Annotated in this window: 21 protein-coding genes and 3 tRNA genes; 10 read left to right on the forward strand and 14 right to left on the reverse strand. The window is 59.8% G+C overall.

Going from position 1 to position 23,746, the window contains the following annotated elements:
• Nucleotides 1–131: 131 nt before the first annotated feature.
• Complete coding sequence (locus tag ACZ9HU_RS06500) at nt 132–1,643, reverse strand: acetyl-CoA hydrolase/transferase family protein (RefSeq protein WP_476103608.1); 1,512 nt, start codon at nt 1,641–1,643, stop codon at nt 132–134.
• Between the two features lie 522 nt (nt 1,644–2,165).
• Here ACZ9HU_RS06500 and ACZ9HU_RS06505 point away from each other — a divergent pair.
• A complete protein-coding gene (locus ACZ9HU_RS06505) occupies nt 2,166–3,014 on the forward strand; it encodes a GGDEF domain-containing protein (RefSeq protein WP_476103610.1) in 849 nt (282 codons plus the stop codon).
• A 159-nt stretch (nt 3,015–3,173) separates the two neighbouring features.
• Nucleotides 3,174–5,411 carry a putative bifunctional diguanylate cyclase/phosphodiesterase gene (locus ACZ9HU_RS06510; RefSeq protein ID WP_476103612.1) on the forward strand — a complete coding sequence of 746 codons (2,238 nt, stop codon included), beginning with the start codon at nt 3,174–3,176 and terminating at the stop codon, nt 5,409–5,411.
• Nucleotides 5,412–5,613: 202 nt separating this feature from the next.
• Here ACZ9HU_RS06510 and ACZ9HU_RS06515 read toward each other — a convergent pair.
• From ACZ9HU_RS06515 to ACZ9HU_RS06530, 4 genes are all read right to left on the reverse strand, one after another.
• Nucleotides 5,614–5,690 (reverse strand) — tRNA-Pro (locus tag ACZ9HU_RS06515).
• A 102-nt stretch (nt 5,691–5,792) separates the two neighbouring features.
• Nucleotides 5,793–5,868, reverse strand: a tRNA-Ile gene (locus ACZ9HU_RS06520).
• A gap of 97 nt (nt 5,869–5,965) precedes the next feature.
• Entirely contained in the window at nt 5,966–6,970 is a 1,005-nt protein-coding gene (locus ACZ9HU_RS06525) for a polysaccharide deacetylase family protein (RefSeq protein ID WP_476103614.1), read from the reverse strand.
• 26 nt (nt 6,971–6,996) lie between these two features.
• Entirely contained in the window at nt 6,997–8,727 is a 1,731-nt protein-coding gene (locus ACZ9HU_RS06530) for a histidine kinase dimerization/phospho-acceptor domain-containing protein (RefSeq protein WP_476103616.1), read from the reverse strand.
• 309 nt (nt 8,728–9,036) lie between these two features.
• On the opposite strand from ACZ9HU_RS06530, the gene ACZ9HU_RS06535 reads away from it, so the two are divergent.
• The gene (locus ACZ9HU_RS06535; RefSeq protein ID WP_168602778.1) at nt 9,037–9,504 is read left to right on the forward strand and encodes an Lrp/AsnC family transcriptional regulator; all 468 of its coding nucleotides are present in this window, start codon (nt 9,037–9,039) and stop codon (nt 9,502–9,504) included.
• Nucleotides 9,505–9,820: 316 nt separating this feature from the next.
• Here the strand turns inward: ACZ9HU_RS06535 and accC are convergent, their stop codons facing one another.
• The 5 genes from accC to ACZ9HU_RS06560 form a co-directional block, all read right to left on the reverse strand.
• Nucleotides 9,821–11,164: an acetyl-CoA carboxylase biotin carboxylase subunit gene (gene accC / locus ACZ9HU_RS06540; protein ID WP_476103618.1), complete on the reverse strand. Its 1,344-nt coding sequence runs from the start codon at nt 11,162–11,164 to the stop codon at nt 9,821–9,823.
• Nucleotides 11,165–11,171: 7 nt separating this feature from the next.
• Complete coding sequence (gene accB, locus ACZ9HU_RS06545; protein WP_476103620.1) at nt 11,172–11,687, reverse strand: acetyl-CoA carboxylase biotin carboxyl carrier protein; 516 nt, start codon at nt 11,685–11,687, stop codon at nt 11,172–11,174.
• A gap of 120 nt (nt 11,688–11,807) precedes the next feature.
• A complete protein-coding gene (aroQ, locus tag ACZ9HU_RS06550; protein ID WP_476103623.1) occupies nt 11,808–12,242 on the reverse strand; it encodes a type II 3-dehydroquinate dehydratase in 435 nt (144 codons plus the stop codon).
• A 66-nt stretch (nt 12,243–12,308) separates the two neighbouring features.
• On the reverse strand, nt 12,309–12,620 hold the full coding sequence (locus ACZ9HU_RS06555; protein WP_476103626.1) for a 3TM-type holin: 312 nt from the start codon (nt 12,618–12,620) through the stop codon (nt 12,309–12,311).
• A 119-nt stretch (nt 12,621–12,739) separates the two neighbouring features.
• Nucleotides 12,740–12,816, reverse strand: a tRNA-Pro gene (locus tag ACZ9HU_RS06560).
• A gap of 288 nt (nt 12,817–13,104) precedes the next feature.
• Here ACZ9HU_RS06560 and yajC point away from each other — a divergent pair.
• The 3 genes from yajC (at nt 13,105) to secF (ending at nt 16,096) form a co-directional block, all read left to right on the forward strand.
• Nucleotides 13,105–13,440 carry a preprotein translocase subunit YajC gene (yajC, locus tag ACZ9HU_RS06565; RefSeq protein ID WP_476103628.1) on the forward strand — a complete coding sequence of 112 codons (336 nt, stop codon included), beginning with the start codon at nt 13,105–13,107 and terminating at the stop codon, nt 13,438–13,440.
• Nucleotides 13,441–13,549: 109 nt separating this feature from the next.
• Entirely contained in the window at nt 13,550–15,124 is a 1,575-nt protein-coding gene (gene secD, locus ACZ9HU_RS06570) for a protein translocase subunit SecD (protein ID WP_476103631.1), read from the forward strand.
• Between the two features lie 15 nt (nt 15,125–15,139).
• Complete coding sequence (secF, locus tag ACZ9HU_RS06575) at nt 15,140–16,096, forward strand: protein translocase subunit SecF (RefSeq protein ID WP_476103633.1); 957 nt, start codon at nt 15,140–15,142, stop codon at nt 16,094–16,096.
• A gap of 93 nt (nt 16,097–16,189) precedes the next feature.
• Here secF and ACZ9HU_RS06580 read toward each other — a convergent pair whose 3' ends face one another.
• Nucleotides 16,190–17,368: a glycosyltransferase gene (locus ACZ9HU_RS06580; RefSeq protein WP_476103635.1), complete on the reverse strand. Its 1,179-nt coding sequence runs from the start codon at nt 17,366–17,368 to the stop codon at nt 16,190–16,192.
• Nucleotides 17,369–17,378: 10 nt separating this feature from the next.
• On the reverse strand, nt 17,379–17,951 hold the full coding sequence (locus tag ACZ9HU_RS06585; RefSeq protein WP_476103638.1) for a helix-turn-helix domain-containing protein: 573 nt from the start codon (nt 17,949–17,951) through the stop codon (nt 17,379–17,381).
• 107 nt (nt 17,952–18,058) lie between these two features.
• Here ACZ9HU_RS06585 and ACZ9HU_RS06590 point away from each other — a divergent pair, with 107 nt between their 5' ends.
• Entirely contained in the window at nt 18,059–18,532 is a 474-nt protein-coding gene (locus ACZ9HU_RS06590; protein ID WP_476103640.1) for a DUF6456 domain-containing protein, read from the forward strand.
• A gap of 42 nt (nt 18,533–18,574) precedes the next feature.
• Here ACZ9HU_RS06590 and ACZ9HU_RS06595 read toward each other — a convergent pair whose 3' ends face one another.
• Nucleotides 18,575–20,368: an ABC-F family ATP-binding cassette domain-containing protein gene (locus ACZ9HU_RS06595; protein WP_476103642.1), complete on the reverse strand. Its 1,794-nt coding sequence runs from the start codon at nt 20,366–20,368 to the stop codon at nt 18,575–18,577.
• 43 nt (nt 20,369–20,411) lie between these two features.
• Nucleotides 20,412–21,140, reverse strand: coding sequence for an SIMPL domain-containing protein (locus ACZ9HU_RS06600; protein WP_476103644.1), 729 nt, complete (start codon nt 21,138–21,140; stop codon nt 20,412–20,414).
• On the opposite strand from ACZ9HU_RS06600, the gene ACZ9HU_RS06605 reads away from it, so the two are divergent.
• The 3 genes from ACZ9HU_RS06605 to ACZ9HU_RS06615 all read left to right on the forward strand — a co-directional run bounded on the left by ACZ9HU_RS06605 (nt 21,139) and on the right by ACZ9HU_RS06615 (nt 23,717).
• Nucleotides 21,139–21,558, forward strand: a complete 420-nt coding sequence (locus ACZ9HU_RS06605) for a PepSY domain-containing protein (protein WP_476103646.1) — start codon at nt 21,139–21,141, stop codon at nt 21,556–21,558. The two genes, ACZ9HU_RS06600 and ACZ9HU_RS06605, sit on opposite strands and share 2 nt — an antisense overlap.
• Before the next feature lie 81 nt (nt 21,559–21,639).
• The gene (locus tag ACZ9HU_RS06610) at nt 21,640–22,308 is read left to right on the forward strand and encodes a response regulator transcription factor (protein WP_476103649.1); all 669 of its coding nucleotides are present in this window, start codon (nt 21,640–21,642) and stop codon (nt 22,306–22,308) included.
• A 5-nt stretch (nt 22,309–22,313) separates the two neighbouring features.
• Nucleotides 22,314–23,717, forward strand: coding sequence for a sensor histidine kinase (locus ACZ9HU_RS06615; protein WP_476103651.1), 1,404 nt, complete (start codon nt 22,314–22,316; stop codon nt 23,715–23,717).
• Nucleotides 23,718–23,746: the final 29 nt, after the last annotated feature.

Consider the following 23,746-nt stretch of genomic DNA (forward strand, 5'->3'; position numbering starts at 1 on the left):
AGAACCTTGGTTGCGCCGCCAGCCGTTACAGCGTGGTGGTCCGGCATTGCGAAGATCGCCAGTCCACCACTCAATAATGGGATTGCAAAGGGACGCATCCCTTTGCCCCTCCGTCGGCAAAGTCCCTTCTCTTACTTTGCCATCGAACCGGTTTCCATGAACCGCTGGTGCCAGCTCAATGCCTCGCTGGGCAAGGAGGGGGCGTGCAGGCCGTAGGAGCCCTTGAGCGCGCGATCGTAATAATCGGCCAGCATCGGGCGGTAATCGGGATGCGCGCAATTCTGGATGATCGCATGGGCGCGCTGTTTGGGGCTGAGACCGCGAAGATCGGCCAGACCCTGTTCGGTCACCATCACCTGAACGTCCTGGGCAATATGGTCCACATGGGCGACCTGCGGGACGATGGCGCTGATCTTGCCGCCCTTGGCGGTGCTGGGCGTCATAAAGATCGAGACATAGGCGTTGCGGGCAAAGTCGCCGCTGCCGCCGATGCCGTTCTGGATGCGGCTGCCCATGACATGCGTCGAATTGACGTTGCCATAGATGTCCGCCTCGATCAGCCCGTTCATCGCGATACAGCCAAGGCGGCGGATCAGTTCGGGGTGGTTGCTGATTTCCTGCGGGCGCAGGATCATCTTTTCCCGATAGGCCGACATATTGCTGTTCATGCGGTGCGCCGCATCGGGCGACAGCGAGAAGGACGTGGCCGAGGCCATGCGCAATTTGCCCGCGTCCAGCAGGTCGATCATACCGTCCTGAATGACTTCGGTATAAGATGTCAGGTTCTCAAACGGGCTGTCCACCAGACCCGACAGCACCGCATTGGCGATATTGCCCACGCCCGATTGCAGCGGCAGCAGGTTTTCCGGCATCCGCCCCTGCTTAACCTCATTGGCAAGGAAATCGAGCAGATGGCCCGCGATGCGCAGCGCCGTTTCGCCCGGTGCGTCAAAGGGCAGGTTGCGGTCAGGCTTGTCGGTTTCGACAATCGCGACAATCTTGTCGGGGTCGCATTGCAGCGTGGGCTGGCCGATACGATCATCGGGGCGAGTCAAAGGGATAGGCACGCGATGCGGGGGCAGGCGGGTGCCGTAATAGATGTCATGCATGCCTTCGAGTTCGGCCGCCTGCCAGCTGTTGACCTCAAGGATGATTCGATCCGCCCGGTCGAGCCAGGTTTTGTTATTTCCCACCGAAGAAGACGGCACCAGCGTCCCATCAGCGTTAATGGCGGTGACCTCGATCAGCGCCACATCCAGCGGGCCAAGAAAGCCCTGCCACGCCATCGGTGCCACCTGTGACAGGTGCATGTCGAAATAGTCCATCTGGCCCGTGTTGATCTTTTCGCGGGCGATGGGGTCCGAGTTATAGGGCAGGCGGAATTCGATGCCATTGGCCTTGGCCAGCGCCGCGTCCAGTTCCGGGCCGGTCGATGCGCCGGTCCATACTTTGACGCGGAACGGGTCGCCCTTGCCATGCGCTTCTTCAATCCGCGAGGCCAGCGCCATGGGCACGGCCTTGGGATATCCGGAGCCTGTGAAACCGCTCATGCCGACGGTATCGCCGTTTTTGATAAGGGCGGCGGCTTCTTCGGCGCTGGTGATACGGGACTTGAGCGTCTGATGGGCAATACGCGCAGACATGGCGAGGGCTTCTCCTGCGTTTGTGTTTTTCCGGCAATGACATAGCGAGAAAAGGAGCCATGCCGGGGGATCGCCGGGCGCCCCGCGAATGCGCCCGCGTTTGGCCGATGGCAAGCGAGTCGGAGGTCTTTACGACCAATGTCTTGGGTCTTTGGATCAAGCCGCGCGGGCCGGGCCGGGTATGGTTAAGATCGGGTTGGGGGCATTACGGGAATATCGTGGATGGTTTCGTTTCGCATTTGAAGGGGAGGCCGGATTAATCGGCATTCAGTGCAAACGTTACTCATAAAGGATTCAGCCTTGCGCTTGTTCAAGTTGGCTTTGGCCACATCCGCTGAATTTGATAAAATGTCGCAACACAATATCCCTGCGCACCTGAACGATTTGCGCAGGCATCAGATAATTGATCGTATTAGGGATTTCTTTCTTGAAAACAAAATCGAAGTAACATCAGAAAACCTTTTGACGGTCCATGCGGCCTATTCGGGAGAGTCGCCAAGACTGGCCCGAAAGTTCAGTGTGATGCGCGAAGAAAATCGCCCCATCACGCAGGCATGGCTGGATCATATTACACAAAACGACGAGGATATCGCCCAGCGCGATAATGCCCAGCAAATGCTCAACCGGTTAAGCAGTCGGCTGGAAGTCTTTACCTCGGCCGCTGCGCGTGCGCGTAACGACTCGGGCTCCTATCACGCCGCGCTTGAACATGTGGTCAGCGTTCTGCCCAAGAATGACCAAGGGGACTTTGTCTCCAGCCTGGCCGAATTAACGCGGGCCATGATCGAGCGTACCCAATTGCTCGAAGAAAGCATGCGCCGCAGCGAAGAGGAGGCAACCGCTCTGCGTCGCAGTCTGGACCGGGCACAGCGCGAGGCGCATATTGACCATCTGACCGGACTGCCCAATCGCCGGGCGTTCGAGATGGTGCTGGAACAGCAATATCGCGCGGCCCAGATCCGTTCGGAACCTTTGTGTCTGGCTTTTTGCGATATTGATGATTTCAAGCGCATCAACGACAGCCATGGCCACGAGGCCGGCGACAGGGTGATTCAGGCCATTGCCCAGATCCTGCAACGGATGTCGGGCGAAAAATGCCATGTCGCTCGCCATGGCGGCGAAGAATTTGTGTTGATCTTTCGCGACAAGACCCCGGTGCAGGTCCATGACCTGTTGGACGAAGCACGCGAAAGGCTGGCCCGGCGCAATTTCATCAATCGTCAAAGCGAGCGGGAAATTGGCCGCGTTACCTTTTCGGGCGGTGTGGCCAATGTCTTTGCCTATCCCGACACGCGATGCGCGATGGAGGCCGCCGATGAGGCGCTCTATCGCGCCAAACGAACTGGTCGCAACCAGATCTGCGTGGCCTGACAATCTGCTCCAATATCGCCCCTTTGCGATGGCCATTAGGTCCAATTGCGGAGGGGTTGATGTACCAAATTATCAAATACGTTTATTTATTTGCAGTAAGTAAATCTTTCTAACGACACTTCTTTTGGAAGAACCGGCAAGGGAAGGCTGCAAATAGTCATGATTGAATCCAAGACCCCTCGCGCCGAACGCACAGGCGCCGGTGTCTATGCGCCTGTTATTGCCTTGGCCGCCGGGGTTCTGGCGGTTTTGGCGCTGGTCGTAACCGTGATGGTCAACCAGTTCGACGATGTCGCCTTGACGATGCAGGTGCAGACGGCGGAACGCGGCTATCGCAACCGTTTGACCAGTTTTGCCGCAATGGTCCAACCCCGGCTGGAATCCGAAGATGCCGTCCGCCACATTGGGCAGGTCTTTGATCCGCATTGGGTGGAACAAAGCCTCGCTCGCTATTTCTACAACCGCAACAACATTTCACGCCTGTTGGTGATGGACGGTCGCGATCGCCTGATGTTTCTGGCCGTCAACGGTCGGCGGGTTGATCAATATCCGGCCATGACCGCCTATTCCAACGCGGTCAACGTCTTGTTGAAAAAGGTGCGAGAGGCCGAGCGCTCGATATCTGCAGAAAAACCCGGTGATCTTGGCCGCCCGATCCAGTTTACCAATATTGTCTATGCCGAAGATCAGCTTTTTGTCCTGACATCGACGCTGGTCCGCCCGGAAACGGCGGTGGGTGGCGAAACGGGCCGCCCGGCACCTGTCGTGGTGACGATGGCGCCGGTGGACGGATCGATCCTTTCGATGTTTGGCATTGGCAAAGTGGTCAGGAATTTCCGTGTCACGACCGATTTGCGCGATAATGACGAAGTGGCCATCCTGCCCTTGCAGGATTTGAGCGGCAAGGTGGTTGCCGGTCTGGCGTGGGATCGCCGCCGTCCGGGCAGCGACCTTTTGGTGCGGTTGATGTGGCCGATGGTGGCGATGATGGGCCTGCTGCTGCTGCTGGGCGCAAGTCTGGCGCGCCAGACGCATCGTTATGCGCGTGGCCTGATCCTGTCGGAGGCCAAGGCGCGTCATCTGGCCTTTCATGACACGCTGACGCAATTGCCCAATCGGGCGCTGATGTTTGAACGGCTCAATCAATTGCGAACGCTGGTGCGGCGTTCGGGTATGGATGTGGCCGTGCTGTGCCTTGACCTTGATCGGTTCAAGGAGGTCAATGACACGCTGGGGCATCCTGCGGGCGATACTTTGATCCGCGCAGCCGCACGCCGTTTGGCCAATCTTGTGCGGGAAACGGATACCGTGGCGCGGTTGGGCGGCGATGAGTTTGTCATCCTGCAACCGCATTCCGGCGCGGCGGGGGCGGCGCATCTGGCCGAACGGATCATCAACGCCTTTTCCAATCCTTTCGACATCGATGGCCAGATGGTCGAGATCGGCTGCTCCATCGGCATCACGATCATCAACGACCCCGATATTTCGGCCAGCGAAGTGCTGCGCCAGGCCGATCTGGCGCTTTATTGCTCAAAGGAAAGGGGGCGCAATCGGGCCACCTTCTTTGAACTGGAAATGGACGCGGCGTTGCGCATCCGACGCCAGCTTGAAATGGACCTGCGGGAAGCGCTGAATGAAGAGTTGCTGCACATGGTCTATCAACCGCAAGTGGACGCCGAAGGGCGCCTGCGCGGGGTGGAGGCGTTGGTGCGGTGGAATCACCCAGAAAAGGGCATGATCCCGCCCAACACTTTCGTCCTGCTGGCCGAGGAAAGCGGCCTGATCGGGCAATTGGGTTCCTTTACGGTCAACCGCGTCTTTGCCGAAACACGCGAATGGACGGGTGTTCCGGTGGCCATCAACGTTTCGGCGCTGCAATTGCGCTCGCCAGCCTTTATGGCCAATGTCAGCCGTCTGGCGGCCGAACATGCCATCAACCCCAGCCATTATGAATTCGAGATCACCGAGACCGTCCTGTTGGGCGATGATGCTGCCACGCGCGACAATATTGCGGTGTTGAAACAGGAAGGCTTTGCCATCGCCCTTGACGACTTTGGCACGGGTTATTCCAGCCTTTCCTCGTTGCAACGCTTTGCCGTGGATCGCATCAAGATTGACCGCTCCTTTGTCCGCAATCTGGATGAAGACGATCCCGATGCGGTCCGCCTGATCGAGGCGATCATCAATCTGGCGCGGGCGCTGGATCTTGAGGTGATTGCCGAAGGCGTCGAAACCGAAGGTCAGCGTGAACGCCTGCTGGAATGCGGTTGCGACCAATATCAGGGCTATCTCTTTTCACGCCCGGTCAGCGCGGATGCCTTGAAGGAAATGATCGATTCAAAAATGAAGCTGGGGCCCGCCCGCAATGGCGCGCTCAGCCTGGTAAAGCGCGCCTAATAGGAGAAGGGGGGCGGGGTCCGATGCGGACCTGTCATCGCAAGGCACGAGGTGATATGGGCCTAGCGGGCTTCAAAGGCATGGCTTAAGTCCAAAGCCGTCATCAGGTTCAGTATGAATTAGGCAGACCAGACCAAGGGCATAAAGAGCAAACGCGCGACGCGGGAAGCGCTCTTTGGGGGCCCGTTGAAAATCTGAAACATGGTCGGGGAGACAAGATTCGAACTTGCGACCCTCTGCTCCCAAAGCAGATGCGCTACCAGGCTGCGCTACTCCCCGACACGCCGATGCCCCTAGGATTGCACGGCATTTAGCGCAAGGGGAAAAAGCTGTTACACGCATATTGCCGTGAAACGATCCCCCGCCGATTTTGCAAAGGCATGGTGGGCCCGGCAGGACTCGAACCCGCAACCTAGCCGTTATGAGCGGCCAGCTCTAACCATTGAGCTACAGGCCCCAAGCCATGCTTTGCGCAACCTGCGTTGTGCCGCCCCGCGTTAGCCAAGCCTTTTGGTTCAGGCAAGAGGGCTTTACCAACAGCAACAGCGTCAGGTTCAATCGAAAAGTGTCGTTTCCATCACTTCACGCACGCTGGTTGGCTTGACCCCGCGTCCGATCAGCAATTCAAAGACTTGACGCCACCATTCATACATCTCGTCCAGATCCGTCTCGGTCCGCACATAGGGCGTATGGCCGGGGCACAGTGAAGGACTGTGAAAAGACAGCACGATCATCGGCAACCCTTCATCAATGGCAATATTGGTCGCACGCAATGCTTCGCTGACCGTCACGCCTTCGGGCGTCAGGGGAATGCGCTCCAGCAAGCCAAACCGCGCCATGGCCCCCCGCAGGCGGTCAACCTTTGACAGTTTGGGATAGAGCCATTGGCCATAATGCCGCAGCAAGCCGGAAAACACCGTGGTCAGCGGCATTTCCATCAAACGCCCCGGTTGCCCGACCCAATAGGGGCGCAGCGGCAGATCGCGGAAATTGGGGCCGCCCCAACCGCTGTAATCAAAACGCGACCGCACCGATGTGTCGATCGCAACCCCGGCCTCGTGCAAGACGTCGGCGGTATTTGGCCCGATGCCATAGCGTCCCGCGCGATAGATCATCGGCGCTGCGCCAAAATTTTCGGCAATCGTGGCATGCAGTTTCAGGAACTTTGCCCGTTCAAGAGCAAAGGGGAGGTTGCCTGAAAAGCTGTTATATTGGTTAACCTCTTCCTCATACGGAGGGTTAACCCAAGGGTGCAACTGGACCCCCACTTCGGCCCGTCCGGCCAGAACCGCATCGCGCAGCAGTTCCGCCGCCAGTTCCGATGTCGCCACCGGATAGTCGATCAGATAGATCGGGACGATGCCAAAGCCTTCGCAAAATTGCTGAAACTTGCGCAGGCGTGAAACCGTATCCACCCGATGCCGCGTGCGGGTCAACGGCTTGGTCCAGTCGAATTCCTCTTCGGTATCGATGGTTACGACAAAACGCTGCCCGACGCCTTCGCGGAAACGCACAAAGGCGTCCGGCGCGGGCTGATCGGTAATTCTATGAGAAGACAAATCGGCCCCCTTGCCGCACCATGCGTTCAAGCCATCGGCGTTTCAAACACTTCCTGCTCGCCCTCTGATACTTGGCTAAGGTTAACGGCCTGTACGGTCAAGCTTGGTAATGTAAGCAAAAGTTGCTGTCCATCACGCATCAGATGGCCGCCCGCGGCCCGCGCCTCGACCATGGCCAGCCGCAGGGCAAAGCCCGTTCCGAACATGCTGGCCACCATGGAATGCGAGCCGGGATGGGGCGCGGCCGATTGCGCGGCGGCGTGGAACAGCGCGTCATCGCTCATGCCGGCCAAAACCTTGGGCAAGGTGAAGCGGGCCTTCATCACCGTTCCGCCATGATGCACTGTGATCGGCAAAACTTCTCCGGCCGCACCATTGCCCGCCAACGTGGCCAGCAGACGCCAACAGAGCCGTTCTGCCTCCGTCCCATCCAGAGCGATGGGGCAGGGCTGATGATGGCCCTGCAAATGAAACACCGGCCCATTGGCGTCACCCGCCATGCGCGAAACCAACGCATCAAGCGCAGCGGCCAGATCGCACTCCCCACTGGCCAGCGACAAAGTGCCGCTGTCCAATCGGGCGTAGCGGTCCAATTCCTCAAACCCGGCCAGCATTACCGCGCTGTCGGCGGCGACCACCGCGGCAAGCGCCCGATATTCATGCGGGGTGGGGCCAAACAACTGTTGCTGTATAACCTCAGCAAAGCCCTGTATCGCATTGACGGGCGTGCGCAATTCATGAAGCAATTGGCGAAGGCGGTCCGTCTCGCTGTCCTTTACCGGCGGCGTTGCGGGCGCGGCAGCGGTGGGGGCGGGGCGGCGGAATCGGCCCAGATGACCGATATAGCGCCCACCCAACGGATCGAACCGGGGCACGGCGTCCACTTGCCAGTCACCGGCGATGGCGGGCGCCCCGGCCAAGGTGATCGGAACCGCGCGAAAGGGTTGATGCAGCCGTACGGCATTCGCGCCCGGCCCATTGCCGCCCAACCCATAGCCCACGACCATAGGCGCGACGCGCGCCTCGGCCCAGACAATGCGGCCTTCGCCATCGCTGGCAAAGTCGAAGGATTGGATGGCCTGGCTCGCGCTGGACTTCTTGGGGGCCGCGTGGCGGGCGATTTCGGGCGCGATATTGTTTTCGCGTGCCTGACGAAAGGCTTCGATTCGGCGGACCAATGCGCCGATTGTATCTTCGGCCATGGGCGAGGATGGCGATTGAAAACGGGGCGCGCGTGACGGCTTGGCCGGGGCTTCTGCCTGAATCGGTTCCTCAACCGGCGCAGGCGCTGCCCTAACCGTTTCCGCCGCCGGTTCATTACCCGGCAGCGCGCGGTCACCAATCCCCAAACGCGCCAACAGCGCCCGGACCGGCGCGCCCAAATCGCGTCGCGACCCCAACGCCCCGCGGGAGGCAATCGGAAGGGCAGGGATCAGGTCAAGCCACTGTTCATCACTTAACTGCGCGGCATTCAAGGCCGCATGGGCCACCACCGGTTCGGCCATCGCCAAGGCTGAGACAAGGCGCGGCGCGCGCAGGCGCACACCTGGCTGTCGAAGAATGGCAGCGCGATCCGCCGACGCGATACGACCGGACAATTCCCCCAGCCGCATATAGGCCAGATCGATCATCTCCCCCTGCTCCTCAACCGGCAGCGTGCCCAGCAGATCCAGCAATTGCCGGAACTGGATACGCGCAACGCCAGGCCCGACTGGCGTCAGGCGAAGGGCGGTTGCGAGGCGGTCGTCATAGCGCATGGGTTTTTATATCAGCGATTCCGGTGTTTCCGATGGGCTTTCAACGCCATTACGGGGTTAAATCCTAGCGAGTGGTTAGGAAGGCGTATGTAACCTGTGTACAACTTCAATTCTCATCCTATCACACCTGCGTCCGGGTGAAAGAGCGATGCGAGGTGGCGTTGCAATGTGGGACGATTGCGGCCATAGATAATAATATTAGCATGGTCCGCAACAGATGGGCTGATTCTTTCAACAAAGGTGATCCGTTCAATCGGATGGGTCGTTTCGCCGCACAACGCGGGCCGCAAATGGGGAAATTTCGGGCTTATGGCCAACCTTGATCAGATCGACCGGCGCTTGCTGGCCGAATTGCAGGACGAGGGCCGCGTTACCAATGTTGAATTGGCCCAGCGCGTCGGTTTGACGGCTCCCCCATGTTTGCGCCGTGTCCGTGCGTTGGAAGAAGAAGGCGTGATCCGCGGTTATCATGCCGAACTGGACGGTGCCAAGCTGGGCTTTTCGATCACGGTTTTTGCGATGGTGTCGTTGAAAAGCCAGGCCGAAGAAGCCCTGCGCGGCTTCGAGGATCACGTACGCGGGCTGCCCGAAGTGCGTGAATGTCATATGCTGAATGGCGAAATCGACTTCATTCTCAAGATCGTATCGCGCGATCTTCAAAGCTTTCAAGAATTCCTGACCAGCAAGCTGACCCCGGCGCCGAATGTGGCCAGCGTCAAGACTTCGCTGACGATCCGCACGTCGAAGCATTTGCCGGGTGTGCCGTTGGAGGATTGATTTTCAGGCGAGGGATGCCTCCGGCGGGCAAAGGGCGGCGGCCCTTTGCAATCCCGATATTGTCGATGTTGCGCCAAAGGGTCGGCAAAAGCTGAATAGCGCATCGTTTTAAATTGAAAGCCTGCGGCGCGGTTAGCTCGACCTAACCGCGCCGCAGGCTTTTCCAATATTGCCACCACCACAACGCCATTGTTTAAACACCACCCCATTAACGGGATTGCAAAGGGCCCCCGCCCTTTGCCCGCCGGAGGCACGAAAAAAGACCGGCAAGGGAATGTTCCCCCACCGGCCTCTTTTTCCGATAACGTGAAAAATATCAGCGGTTAGCTAACCATTCTTCAAGCCACTTGATCGTGTAATTGCCGGTCTTGAAATCATCCACGTCCAGCAAAGCCTGATGGAGCGGGATGTTCGTTTTCGGCCCCGTGATCGCCATTTCCTCCAGCGCGCGCTTAAGGCGCAGGATGGCGCCTTCGCGGGTGCGGCCATAGACGATCAGCTTGGCAATCATCGAATCGTAATAGGGCGGGATGCGATAACCGGCATAGAGTCCGCTATCGACGCGCACATGCAGGCCGCCCGCCGCGTGGAAATTCTCCACCAGCCCCGGCGAAGGAGCGAAGGTGAAGGGATCTTCGGCATTGATGCGGCATTCGATGGCATGGCCACGGAATTCCAGCTCATCCTGGCTGACCGACAAAGGCAGGCCATCGGCGATACGGATCTGTTCACGGACAAGATCGACACCGGTGATCGCTTCGGTAACGGGATGTTCCACCTGCAAACGGGTGTTCATCTCGATGAAGTAGAACTCACCGTTTTCCCAAAGGAATTCGATCGTGCCAGCCCCGCGATAGCCCATGTCGGCCATCGCCTTGGAGACGATACCGCCCATGCGCGCGCGTTCCTCGGGCGTAATGACCGGCGAGGGCGCTTCTTCCAGCACCTTCTGGTGGCGGCGTTGCAGCGAGCAGTCGCGTTCGCCCAGATGGATGGCATTGCCATTGCCGTCGCCAAACACCTGAAATTCGATGTGGCGCGGGTTGCCAAGGTACTTTTCGATATAGACCGTGGCGTCGCCAAAGGCAGCCTTGGCCTCGCTGCCAGCCTGCTGCATCAGCGTTTCGAGTTCATCCGGCCCGGTGCAGACCTTCATGCCGCGCCCGCCGCCGCCACTGGCCGCCTTGATGATGACCGGATAGCCAACTTTTTCGGCGATACGCTTGGCGTCTTCGATTTCCGAAACCGCGCCGTCCGAACCGGGCACCAGCGGCAGGCCGAGCGCACCAGCAGTACGCTTGGCTTCGACCTTGTCGCCCATGGTGCGGATATGTTCAGGCTTGGGCCCGATCCAGATCAGGCCATGCGCTTCGACGATTTCGGCAAAGCGGGCGTTTTCGGACAGGAAGCCATAGCCCGGGTGGATGGCATCAGCGCCGGTGATTTCCGCCGCGCTGATGATGGCCGCCACGTTGAGATAGCTGTCCTTGGCCGCGGGCGGGCCGATGCAAACCGCATGGTCGGCCAGCCGCACATGCATCGCATCGGCATCCGCCGTCGAATGCACAGCCACCGTTTCGATGCCCATTTCACGCGCCGCGCGATGAATGCGAAGCGCGATTTCGCCGCGATTGGCGATCAGGATGCGTTTGATGGCCATAAATCTATCAGCCGATCACAAACAGCGGCTGGTCAAATTCGACCGGCTGCCCGTTTTCGATGTTGATCGCCTTCACGGTGCCCGCGACGGGGGCCGTGATGGGGTTCATCACCTTCATGGCTTCGACGATCAACAGCGTTTCGCCCGCCTTGACGGCCTTGCCCACGGTGATGAAGTCCGCCGCGCCCGGTTCGGGGGCCAGATAGGCCGTGCCGACCATCGGCGATTTGACCTGCGTGCCTTCGACAACGGCAGGAGCCGCAGCAACCGGCGCAGCGGCGGGCGCCGCAGCAGGAGCCGCCGCAACAGGTGCCGCAGCAGGCAGCGGCATGGCCGGCGCATAGGCCGGTGCCGCAGGCGCGACGGCAATATTGCGCGCCACGCGGATTTTGCGGCCGCCATCGGCCACTTCGATTTCGGTCAGGCCCGTATCGCCCAGCAGAACCGCCAACTCGCGCACCAGCGCAGCATCAACGTTCATGCCGGATTGGATGTCGCGGCCCGTTTCAGTTTTGTCGCCCATGAAATCCCCTTGGCGATGGTTTATCAGGCATGGCCCCTATCCCTCTCGACCTTGGCAGGCAAGGGGAAAGCGGGCGTTAACCAGTGGCAAGCGCCCGCCAAGGCCAAATTCCGGGTGAAATTACAGGATCAAGGCCGCGTCGAGCGCGATCTGGTAGGATTTTGCGCCAAACCCGGCGATGGTGCCCTTGGCGGCCATGCCGATATAGCTTTTGTGGCGGAATTCCTCGCGCGTGTGGGGGTTGGACAGGTGGACTTCGATCACGGGCAACTGAATGGCCTTGATCGCGTCATGCAGCGCGACGGACGTATGCGTATACGCACCTGCATTCAGAAGCACCGCCTTGGCCCCGATTTCACGCGCTTCATGCAGCCAGTCGACCAGATCACCTTCATGGTTCGACTGGCGGCAATCCACGGTGACGCCCTTTTCTGCGCCATGCTTGATCAACGCGGCGTCGATGTCGGCCAGCGTATCATAGCCATAGATTTGCGGCTCACGCGTGCCCAGCAGATTGAGGTTGGGGCCGTTGAGAACGAAAATGGTCGTCGCCATGGTGTATTCTGCCTGAAACTGTTTGCGTTGCAGGCGTCATACAAGGCCAGAGGCGGCGGGCAAGGTTTAGCGGTCAGACCCGGCCACTTTGCCCCATTGGCGCGCGGCGGTATAACCCAGATAGCCAGTGCCAAACAAAGCATAGAGCCCGTCGGGCAGGCTGTTGAGCCATAATTTGACGCCGTTGGTGACGGCCGCCGCCAATGGCGCGCTTATGGCTGACAACAGGCCCATCGGCAGGCTGAGCAGGATCATGCCATACATAAGGTAGAGGAAGCTGGGCCGGGCGCGGCTGACATAACGGTCGGGGGATGTGATTTCCGCGACGATGGGGCCGGTTGAAGCGGGCGGGGTGTTGCGGTCTGGCGATTCGTTCATGCGGATCTCCTGAGTTAGGGATCGGCAATAACCAAAATGGTTATGGTAGGAAAATCTTGCGGAAATTACGCAACAAAAAAGGCGACCGCCACATGGGCAATCGCCTTTTTGAAACCAATTGGTCGGGACGAGAGGATTCGAACCTCCGACCCCCACACCCCCAGTGTGATGCGCTACCAGGCTGCGCTACGTCCCGACCTTGGTTGTTTCCGGTAGGGCCGTCGCCCTGCCGGAGGCGCGCCTATAGGAGGGCTTTTTCGGCGTGGCAATCACCTTTTTGCATTTTTCTGGCAATTTTTTTGCCTTGAGGATCAGAACCCAAGCATTTCGGGGCTTCGCGCGCGTGGCGCCCGTTGCGTTGATATGATCCGGATAAGCTGCTAGGCGCTCATGCACTTCGGGGGAGGCTGGAGAAGGCAGGATATTTTCGGCCTTTTCGGGCCTTGGTCCGGTTCCTGTTATTCCTGCGCAAGGGTGTTTTCCCGTGTCGATCCAAACGCTTTCCATTCTTTCCGCCGCCGCCGCCGGTGGCCAGCCGCCCGCTTGGCTGCAATTCCTGCCGCTGGTGCTGATGGGCATTGTCATGTGGTTCCTGTTCCTGCGTCCCCAGATGCAGCAGCAAAAAAGCCACAAGTCGAAGCTGGAAAGCATCAAGAAGAACGACATGGTCGTCACTGCCGGTGGCCTTCTGGCCAAGGTTGTGAAGGTAGAGGATGATTACCTCGATCTGGAAATCGCTCCCAACACCCGCGTCCGTGCGGTCAAGGCGACGATTTCGGATGTGGTTTCGCCCAACGCGGGCAAGCCTGCCAACGATTAAGGCCATATACGCCCCGCGCTTGAACAGGCTGCGGGGCGTTCTTATGTGCGCCCACAGGGTCCGTCGATCACGATGGGCCGCTTTTCATTTCTAGAGCCGGATAGAACCCATGCTCGATTTTCCCCGCTGGAAACAGCTTTGGTACTGGGCGCTCACGCTGATCTGCGTGGCGGCGGCCGTGCCTTCTATGGTGTCATGGGGCGGGGGCAACTGGCCCGCGTCCTTGCCCAATCCCAAGATCAACCTTGGCCTTGACCTTGCAGGCGGTAGCCATCTTCTGCTCGAAGCCAACGCCGATCAGGTCGTTTCGCAGCGCCTTGAAGGCAAGGAAGAAGAAGTGCGCGCCGCCCTGAAAAAGGCGGGCAACGTGCATTATGGCGATATTTCGACCAAGGGCGGCGTGCTGTCCTTTATGGTGGCCAGCGCCGCCGAGGTTGACGCCGCGCGCGAAGTACTGGTGCCGCTGACCAATGGCGCGGGGCTTTCGGGTGCGCGGGATTGGGATATTCAGGTGGTTGACACCACCCGCTTTGTCCTGACCCCGACCAAGGAAGGCATTGCCGACGCCATCGACAAGGCGATGGAAACCGCCACCGAAGTCGTGCGCAAGCGTATCGACGCCATGGGCACGCGTGAACCGACCATCATCCGTCAGGGCGCGGACCGTATCGTGGTGCAGGTGCCCGGCCTGTCTGATCCGGCGGCCTTGAAGGCATTGCTCGGCCAGACGGCAAAGCTCGAATTCAAACTGGTCGATGAAAACGGCATGTCCGGCGGCGTTGTCGCTCCGGGCGATGAAATCGTGCCTTTTGCCAACGGACAGGGCGCCATTGCGGTCAAGCGTCTGGGCGGCATCAAGGGCGATCGCCTGACCAATGCCACGCAGAGCTTCAGCCAGAACAATGAGCCTGTCGTTTCGATCACCTTTGACAATCAGGGCGGTGAACAATTCGCTCGCCTGACCAGCCAGAATGTCGGCAAGCCTTTCGCCATCATTCTGGACGGCAAGGTTTTGTCGGCCCCCAACATCAATGAACCGATCATGGGCGGCAGCGCCCAGATTTCGGGTAGCTTCACGATCCAGAGCGCGAACCAACTGGCCATCGCCCTGCGTTCGGGTGCGTTGCCGGTGGATCTGAAGGTCGTCGAGGAACGCACCGTTGGGCCTGACCTTGGCGCCGATTCGATCCACAAGGGCATGATCGCCATGGTGGTCGGCACGACGCTGGTCGTGCTGTTTATGGCCGTCACCTATGGTCGTTTCGGCATTTACGCCAATCTGGCGGTCATCATCAACGTGCTGATGATTCTGGGCATCATGGCGGTGTTCAACACCACGCTGACGTTGCCCGGTATTGCCGGTTTCGTTTTGACCATCGGTGCGGCGGTCGATGCCAACGTGCTGATCAATGAACGTATCCGCGAAGAGCGTCGCCGTGGCCGCAAGGTCGTTCAATCGGTCGAATTGGGTTATACCGAGGCGAGTCGCACGATCTTTGACGCCAACATCACCCATATCATCGCCGCCGTGCTGATGTTTGAATTCGGGTCTGGCCCGATCAAGGGTTTTGCCGTGGTGCTGATGATCGGTATCGCGACCTCGGTGTTCACCGCGGTTTTCCTCACCCGCATGTGGGTGGCGGGCTGGCTGCGCCGCAAGCGCCCGTCCGACCTGCTGATCTGATAGGGGTGAATTTCCATGCGTTTGCTTAAACTCGTCCCTGACAACACCAACCTCCACTTTTTGAAGTGGCAGTGGCCCACCACGATCATCTCCGTGCTGCTGATGGTGGCAAGCTGGGGTTTGATGTTCACCCATGGACTGAACATGGGCGTGGACTTTGTCGGCGGTCAGATGATCCGCGTGACCTTTACGCAAAGCCCGGTGGCCCCGGTCGCGCAATTGCGCGGCGAGGTCGAGGCGCTGGGATATGGTGAACCGATCATCCAGACCTTTGGCAAGCCCAACGAGATCTCGATCCGCCTGCGTCTGCCCGAAGGGTCGGACAAGGATGCGGCTCTGGCCGATGCCATGGCCAAGAAGATCACCGCCAACATCAAGCAGAACCATGCCGATGCGCGCGTCGATGGCGTCGATTCGGTGTCGGGCAAGGTGTCGAAGGAGCTGGGCTGGACCGCGTTCAAGGCTTTGGGTTTTGCCAGCCTCGCGATCTCGATCTTCATCTGGTACCGCTTTGAATGGCAATTCGGCGTCGGCGCACTGGTCAGCCTTGTGCATGACGTGTCGCTGGTGCTGGGCCTGTTTGCGGTGACGCAGATGGAGTTCGACCTGACCATCGTGGCGGCGATCCTGACGGTGATCGGCTATTCGCTTAACGATACGATCGTGGTCTATGACCGTATCCGCGAAAACCTGAAGAAGTATCGCAAGATGCCGCTGGAGGAATTGCTCGACCTGTCGGTGAACGAAACGCTGGCGCGTACGGTGGTGACTTCGGGCACGATGCTGATCACGCTGATTGCGCTGATGCTGCTTGGTCCCAAGGTGATCTTCGGTTTCTCGGCCGCGCTGATTCTCGGCATTTTTGTCTGCACCTATTCGTCGATTTATGCGGCGGCGCCGATGCTGATCTGGTTGAAAGTCAACCCGACCAGCTTTGTGCCGGGAGAGGGCGGCAAGAACGAAGCGCCCTGATCCAAAGGATCTCGTTCCGACCATAAAAAACCCCGCTCAGGCTTGCGCTTGGGCGGGTTTTTTTATGGTCGTTCCCAATATCGAAATTCGCCACTAACTGGCTTCGGCCCAGATCTGGCGCAGTGCTTTGGCATTGGCTTCCCAACTAAATCGATCGGCGTGGGCGGCCACGTCCTTTTGTGGGATGGCGCTGTTCAGGATTTCGGCAATAGCTTGTGCGATGGCGGCGGGCCTGCGTTCCACCAATCGGCCTGCGTTGGGGGTGGTGACGACTTCGCGCGCGCCGCCAATGTCGGGGATGACCAAGGGCGCGCCGCAAGCCATCGCCTCGACCCAGACATTGGCAAGGCCCTCACGCTCAGAAGGCAGAACGACGGCGTCGGCCGCGCTCATCAATATAGGCAGGATGTCATGGCTGACCTGACCAAGGAAATGCACTCTGCCGGGATAGGCTTGCGCTTGTTGGCGCAGGGCGGCTTCGTCGGCACCTGTCCCCGCCAGGGCCAGATGAGCGCCGGGCAGATCGGCCAGCGCGTCGATCGCCAAGGACTGCCCCTTGATCGCGATGAGCGCGCCCGGACATACCAACAGCGGAGCGTCGGCGGGCAGGGCGAGGTTCAGCTTGTCGAGGGCATCACGTCGCGCCTCGATTCTGGTGCGCGGATAAAAGCGCGCGCGATCCAGTCCAGTGTAATGAATGCGCAATTTCGCCTCATCCATGCCCAAGGTGACCATATCCCACCCCAATGCGCCCGAAACCGTCAGCAAGGCCGACGCGTAGCCGGCCGCATCCAGCATTTGCGAGAGCGCCTTGGGCCGACCGCTCCAGTAATGGATGTCGCTGCCCCGCGCCTTGATGGTCAGGGGCACGCCCAATTCACGCGCAATGATGGCGGCAGCCGGTCCGTCGGGAAAAAAGAATTGGGCATCGACGATGTCGAACGGTTCTTCCGCGTGAAGGCGCCGGACCATGGGCATGATCGCCCGCGCGATACGCGCCGGGTTGCTGTCGCCACCCACCATAGGGATCAGGGTGAAACGGGGATGATGCACCGTCAACCCGCCCAGTTCTGACTGCGGCGGACATGCGGACCAATCCCGATAGGGTTGACGCATACGTAAAGGAAATGGCGGAAGGCCGATGGGGTTGATCATCACCAGATCTACCCCGCCCAGACCATGTAATGCCGCCATTTGGTTGGCGACAAATTTACCGAAACCCGCGCGAACGGGTGACGGAAACAGCGTGGAAATGGAAAGAACGCGCATCATGCGCGGGTGATTACAGCTTTCGTACTAACATTTCGGCAACAGCAAGCCACGGCGGACTGTCGATCACCAACTGGCGATGGCCGATTCCGGGGGGCAGCAGTGCAATACGGTGTTCATCACGGTCGATCAGGCGCCCGAAAACGAATCGGCCACCGGGGCGCGGCGCGAGCACATCCCTGTTAACCAATTTGGAGAAGTGTTCAGGCTGCATCTGACGTAACCAGATCTGATCACCGCTACGGTAATCGCCCGCGCCGGTTTCGACCGACATGGCCATCTGTGTACCTTCACCAACCAGTTCGGTCGGCAGAATGGCATCACGCGGCGTGGTCAAAGCCTCGGCCCCGACATCGGTGAGGCGAGCGACCATTTTGGCCTGTTCAGAAGCGTCTCCGCGCACCAGCAATTCCGGGTCAACCTCAAGCGCCAGTGCGATTCGGTTCATCCAGATGAGCGAGAGATTGCGCGTGCCGGTTTCCAGCCTGCCAATCGTCTGCGCCGTGGTGGGCGGTGAACAACGCGCGGCCACATCGGCCAGCGTCATCCCTTTTTGTCTGCGAATATCACGTATGCGGTTAATCATGACTAGTCGACCCCTCGAACCAATCCGGTTTTTTCCTTTCCTACAACTCGCCGTTGTTGGCAAACTTGACGCAGGAAATGCCGGAATAAACCTAGGGAGATACTACAATGAATCGGCAACTTGTCGAACGGGAATTAACCTCTGAAGGCCCGGGAAAATCAAAGCCGCGCAAGGGAGGGCGCAGCGTGACCGTAAACCTTTGCGAATCGCCGCTGACATGGCTGCATGCGCGGGGGCATTTAACCGATCGCGAACTGGACGCCGGTGAACGGCTGCGCCACGATTGGGAGGCGGCCCAAATGGCCCCGAACATGTCGATGCGTTGGGAACCGGTGGTAATCCGTGGCAGCCGCCATGATCGCGACCTCAACCCGACAGAGCGCCAGATTGCGGCCAAGGCCCGCTTTGACGGGGCGATCAGCACGGCGGGCAAAGGGCTTTCCGACATTTTGTGGCGCGTGGTTTGCGCTGGCGACAGCTTGCCGGTGGCGGAAAAGGCGCTGGATTGGCCCACGCGTTCGGGAAAGCTGGTGTTGAAACTGGCGCTGGACCGGGTGGCGGAATTTTATCGTATCGCGTGATGGGGGCGCCTCCGGCGGCGGGCGCCCACCGGAGGCGTGAAATCACCCCTCGACCATTTCGGCCAGTTCGAGCCAGCGCTCTTCGGCGGCATCTTTTTCGGCGCGGGCCTTATCAAGCGCCGCGGTCAATTGCGCAAACCGCGCCGGATTTTTGGTGTAAAGGTCGCCATCGGCCAGAGCTTCCTCCAGCTTGCCGATCTCTCCATCCAACGCCTCAATCCGCGCGGGCAGGAGGTCATAGTCGCGCTGATCCTTATAGCTCAGCTTGACCTTGCTGCGCGTGGGCATGACGACGGGCGCGGCTTCGGCCTTGTCGACGGCATTGGCCTTCTTGGCCGCAGGCGCATTGCGCTGTTGGCGCTGCTTTTCCCAATCGGCATAGCCACCCGCGACAATGTCCACGCGCCCCGAACCGTCCAGCCCCAGCGTCACCGTACAGGTCCGGTCGAGGAAGTCGCGGTCGTGGCTGACGATCATCACCGTGCCGTCATAATCGGCGATCACTTCCTGAAGCAGGTCGAGCGTTTCCAGGTCAAGATCGTTGGTCGGTTCGTCCAGCACCAGCAGGTTGGACGTGCGGGCAAATTCCCGCGCCAGCAAAAGGCGCGAACGTTCGCCGCCCGAAAGAGTGCCCACCCGCGCCTCGATCAGACCGGGGTCGAACAGGAAGTCCTTGAGATAGCCCTGAACGTGCTTTTTCTCGCCGCGCACATCGACCCAGTCGCCGCCCTCGGCCAGAACGTCGCGGATGCGCTTTTCCGGGCTTAACAGGCTGCGCTGCTGATCAATCATCACGCCCGACAATGTCTGGGCCAGTTTGACCGTGCCGGTGTCCGGCTCCAATTCGCCGGTCAGCAACTTGAGCAGGGTTGTCTTGCCCGCGCCATTGCTGCCCACCAGACCGATACGGTCGCCGCGCTGAATTCGCAGCGAGAAATCGCGAATGATGGTGCGATCGCCGAACTTTTTGGACACGTTTTCGGCAACGATCACCGATTTGGTTTTTACATCATCGCTGGCCAGCTTCATCTTGGCCGCGCCCTGCGGATTGAGCATCGAGGCGCGCTGCGCACGCAGGGCATAAAGCTTTTCCAGCCGTCCCTGATTACGCTTTCGTCGGGCCGTTACCCCGCGTGAAAGCCAGTGGTTTTCCAGCTTCAGCTTTGCGTCCAGCTTTTCCGCTGCGCGGGCGTCATTGGCGTAAACTTCTTCTTCCCACGCCTCATAGCCGCCAAAGCCGACCTCACGCCGGCGCAAAGATCCGCGATCCAGCCACAGCGTCGCACGGGTCAGGCGGGTCAGGAAGGTGCGGTCGTGGCTGATAACCACAAACGCGCCATTGAACCGTTGCAACCAGCTTTCCAGCCAGTCAATCGCGGCCAGATCCATATGGTTGGTCGGTTCGTCCAGCAGCAGCAGGTCCGGCTCGCTGGCCAAGGCGCGGCAGACGGCGGCGCGGCGGCGTTCGCCGCCCGATGCGCTGGCCGCTTCGCGCGTCAGGTCGATGCCAAGCTGACTGGCGATGGATTCCACCTCATGCTGGGGCGGGGCGTCTGCGCCCTTGAGGCAATAGTCGAGCAGGCGAGGGCAGTCGCTGAAATCAGGGTCCTGTTCCAGCACGACAACCTTGGTGCCCGGCTGGATCGAGCGATTGCCCTTATCCGCGTCCAGCGTCCCCGCGATCAGGCGCAGCAAGGTCGTTTTGCCCGCCCCGTTGCGCCCGATCAGCGCAAGCCGGTCACGCGGGCCGATGAAAATGTCGAGATCACGGAAAAGCCAGCCCGATCCCTGGATCAGGCTCAGTCCTTCCCAGCTGAGAATAGGTGCAACTGCCATGGGCGCGCGTTACGGCGCATCATCGCCCATGGCAAGCAGTCCATCAGTTGGTCAGTTCAAAGGCCATGGCCAGCGATACCGAAATGGTCACCGGGCGAGGGGTGATGTCGGGAGACAGGTCTGTACTGGGCGCCCGCTCCTCGAAAGCGGCAAGTTTTCGGGCCTGAAAGCTCGAACGCCCGTCGCTGTCGGTGACACTTAACAGCTTTGCGCCGGAATAGCTGTTGATCCTTGCGTGGATCATGGCCTTGGCGCGCGCTTTGGCGGTTGCTTCGGCCATGAGCTTTTCAAGAATGGGTTCCTTGTTTTCAACATCGAATTCCGGATTGCCAACACTGGTTGCCCCTGCACCAATCGCGGCGCCCATGGCATCGCCCAGCAGGGCCAGCTTATGTAATTTCAACGCAAGATTGGATTCCACGACAAAGCCTTTTCGCCGACGGATAGTGCCATCCATGTCAAATTCCTCACGCGCGGAAAAATAGCCTGGCGTGATGTCGGCCGCAGCTACGCCCTTGGCGATCAGGTCGGCTTTGATCCGCGCAATGGCTGCGTTGCTGGCCCCTATGGCGGCGGCCCGATCGCGGTTGCGGGTGACAAGTCCGATATCGACATTGGCTATATCGGGCGCCTGTTCGACGCTGGCGTTCTGAACCAGTGATACGACCGGCCCTTTGGGCACAATGGTCACCAAAGGAGGGATGGTCGATTGCGCCAAAGCCGATTGCGGCAATGCCCAAGCGGCAAGTGCAAAGAAAAATGCTCTTTTCATGGGGCGTCTGACCTTCCATTCCTCGCTGAACAATCGCTATGTTATCTATTCACATCGCGTTCAATCGCAAACGGATAACCCATACGGCATGTTCACAAGGCTCACCTCTTTGCTGATGATGGCTCCGCTGGCGCTCTGGGCGATGGTCTCGGTGCTGGCGTTGCCGCCGGTCCCCGCCGCCCATGCCGGTCCGGGCGAGGCGCAGGGCGAAGTGCGGCGCGAGATGCGCGCCGGCAACGTCCGTTCCTTGCGCGAGATCGAAGGGCGCGTGTTGCCCACTATGGCGGGCGCACAATATCTGGGGCCTGAATATGACCCGTTGGCCATGGCCTATCGCCTGAAATTCGTGAAGGACGGGCGCGTGGTGTTTGTCGATGTTGATGCACGTTCCGGGGAAATACTGCGCCAACGGCGCTGATCTTTCGGCTCCTGCGCTTGACGCGGCCTATGCCCGCCCCCATTTCCCCTGTTAATCCGACCTAATAATAAGGAAGTGCCGATGCGGATCCTGATCGTTGAGGATGAACCCACGCTGGGCCGCCAGCTGAAAACCACGCTGGAACAGAACGGCTATGCCGTCGATCTGTCGGTGGACGGCGAGGACGGCCATTTTCTGGGCAGTACCGAAGATTATGACGCGGTGATCCTTGACCTGGGCCTGCCGGAAATCGACGGTCTGACCGTGTTGTCCATGTGGCGCAAGGAGGGGCGCAAGTTCCCCGTTCTGGTGCTGACGGCGCGCGATTCGTGGTCGGACAAGGTGGCTGGGCTGGATGGCGGCGCCGACGACTATCTGGCCAAGCCATTCCAGACCGAGGAATTGATCGCCCGCCTGCGCGCGCTGATCCGCCGTGCTTCGGGCAATTCCAGCAGCGAACTGATCGCGGGCGATGTGCGCCTCGATACGCGTTCGGGCCGCGTTACGCTGGCCGGGGAGCCGGTCAAGCTGACGGCACAGGAATATAAGCTGCTGTCCTATCTGCTCCACCACAAGGGCAAGGTGGTGTCGCGCACGGAATTGATCGAGCATATTTATGATCAGGATTTCGACCGCGATTCAAACACTATCGAGGTGTTTGTAACCCGTATTCGCAAGAAGCTGGGCGCCGATGTGATCACCACGATCCGCGGTCTGGGTTACAGCCTTGACGAGCCGGCCCGCGGCTAAGCACGATGGCCAGCGCCCAAGGGCATGAGGCATCAGATACCGAAACGCGCAAGGTTGACCGGGTGAAATACACCGGCAGCCTCGCGCGGCGTATGATGCTGATTGCGGTGGGCTGGATTTTGGTGCTGCTGCTGGCCGGGGGGCTGGCGCTGGACCGGGCGATGACCGCGATGGTCACGCGCAATTTCGACGAACAATTGGGCTATATGCTGACCGGCATGATCGGCAGCGCGGAAATCGGCCCGGATGGTGAAGTCTTCTTCAACCGTCCCCTTGGCGATCAACGCTTTCTGGAACCCAACAGCGGCCTTTATTGGCAGATCACCGGCAAGGGGCACGAGGATTTTCCCAGCCGTTCGCTTTGGGATCGCACGCTGAAAGTTGATGCGAATCACAATGATACGCAGGCGCATATCTACGATTCGAATCAGTTTTCGGGCGAGCCTTTGCGCATCATGGAACGCTCGATCATCCTGCCGGGCAGCAATACGACGTGGTGGTTCGTGGTGGCGGAAAGCCGGCACGAATTGGACGCGCAGATCCACCGCATTCGCTCGATCCTGATCGACAGCTTTCTGGTGCTGGGGCTTGGCCTTGTGCTGATGGCGGCGATTCAAAGCTGGTACGGGCTTTCGCCGCTGCGCCGGGTTCGGCTGGCCATTGCCCATATGCGCAACACGGGGGCCAACCGGGTCAATGATCCCTTGCCGGTTGAGGTTCAGCCTTTGGTACAGGAACTCAATGACTTGCTCTCGCATAATGAGAGGCAGGCTGAAGAAGCTCGGACCCATGCGGGCAATCTGGCCCATGCGCTCAAGACGCCTTTGACGGTGCTACTCAATGCGGCGCAGGCGAAGGAGGATGACCTGGCCGAATCGGTGGTGCGTGAAACAGCGGTGATGCGGCGTCAGGTCGAACACCACCTCGCCCGCGCGCGCGCGGTTGGCCGACGCGGCGCAGGGCAGGCGCGCACGCCTGTATGGGATGCCGCCAAATCCGTCATGCGCGCGGTGGAGCGACTCTATCCCGAAACCCGCTTTGACCTCGACGGGTCGCATGACGCACAGGTTGCCATCGAGCGGCAGGATCTGGATGATCTGCTCGGCAATCTGATTGAAAATGCGGCCAAATATGGCGGGGGCAGCGTTTTCGTTACGCTGGACGTTGGCGCGAAGGGCGAATTGGTCGAGATCTGGGTCGAGGATGACGGGATGGGTATTCCAGAGGCCGAACGCACCCGTATTTTCGACCGTGGCGCGCGTCTGGATACGGGCAAGCCGGGGACGGGTCTTGGGCTGGCTATCGTGCGCGATGTTGCCGAAATCTATGGCGGCAATGTTGAATTGGCCGAGAGTGAGGATTTGGGCGGGCTGTTGGTGAAGTTGCGGTTGCCCAGAGCGCGGGGGTAAAACGCAAGTTTTCCTCCGGCGGGCAAAGG

Source organism: Novosphingobium sp. Sphag1I (genome assembly GCF_056279125.1).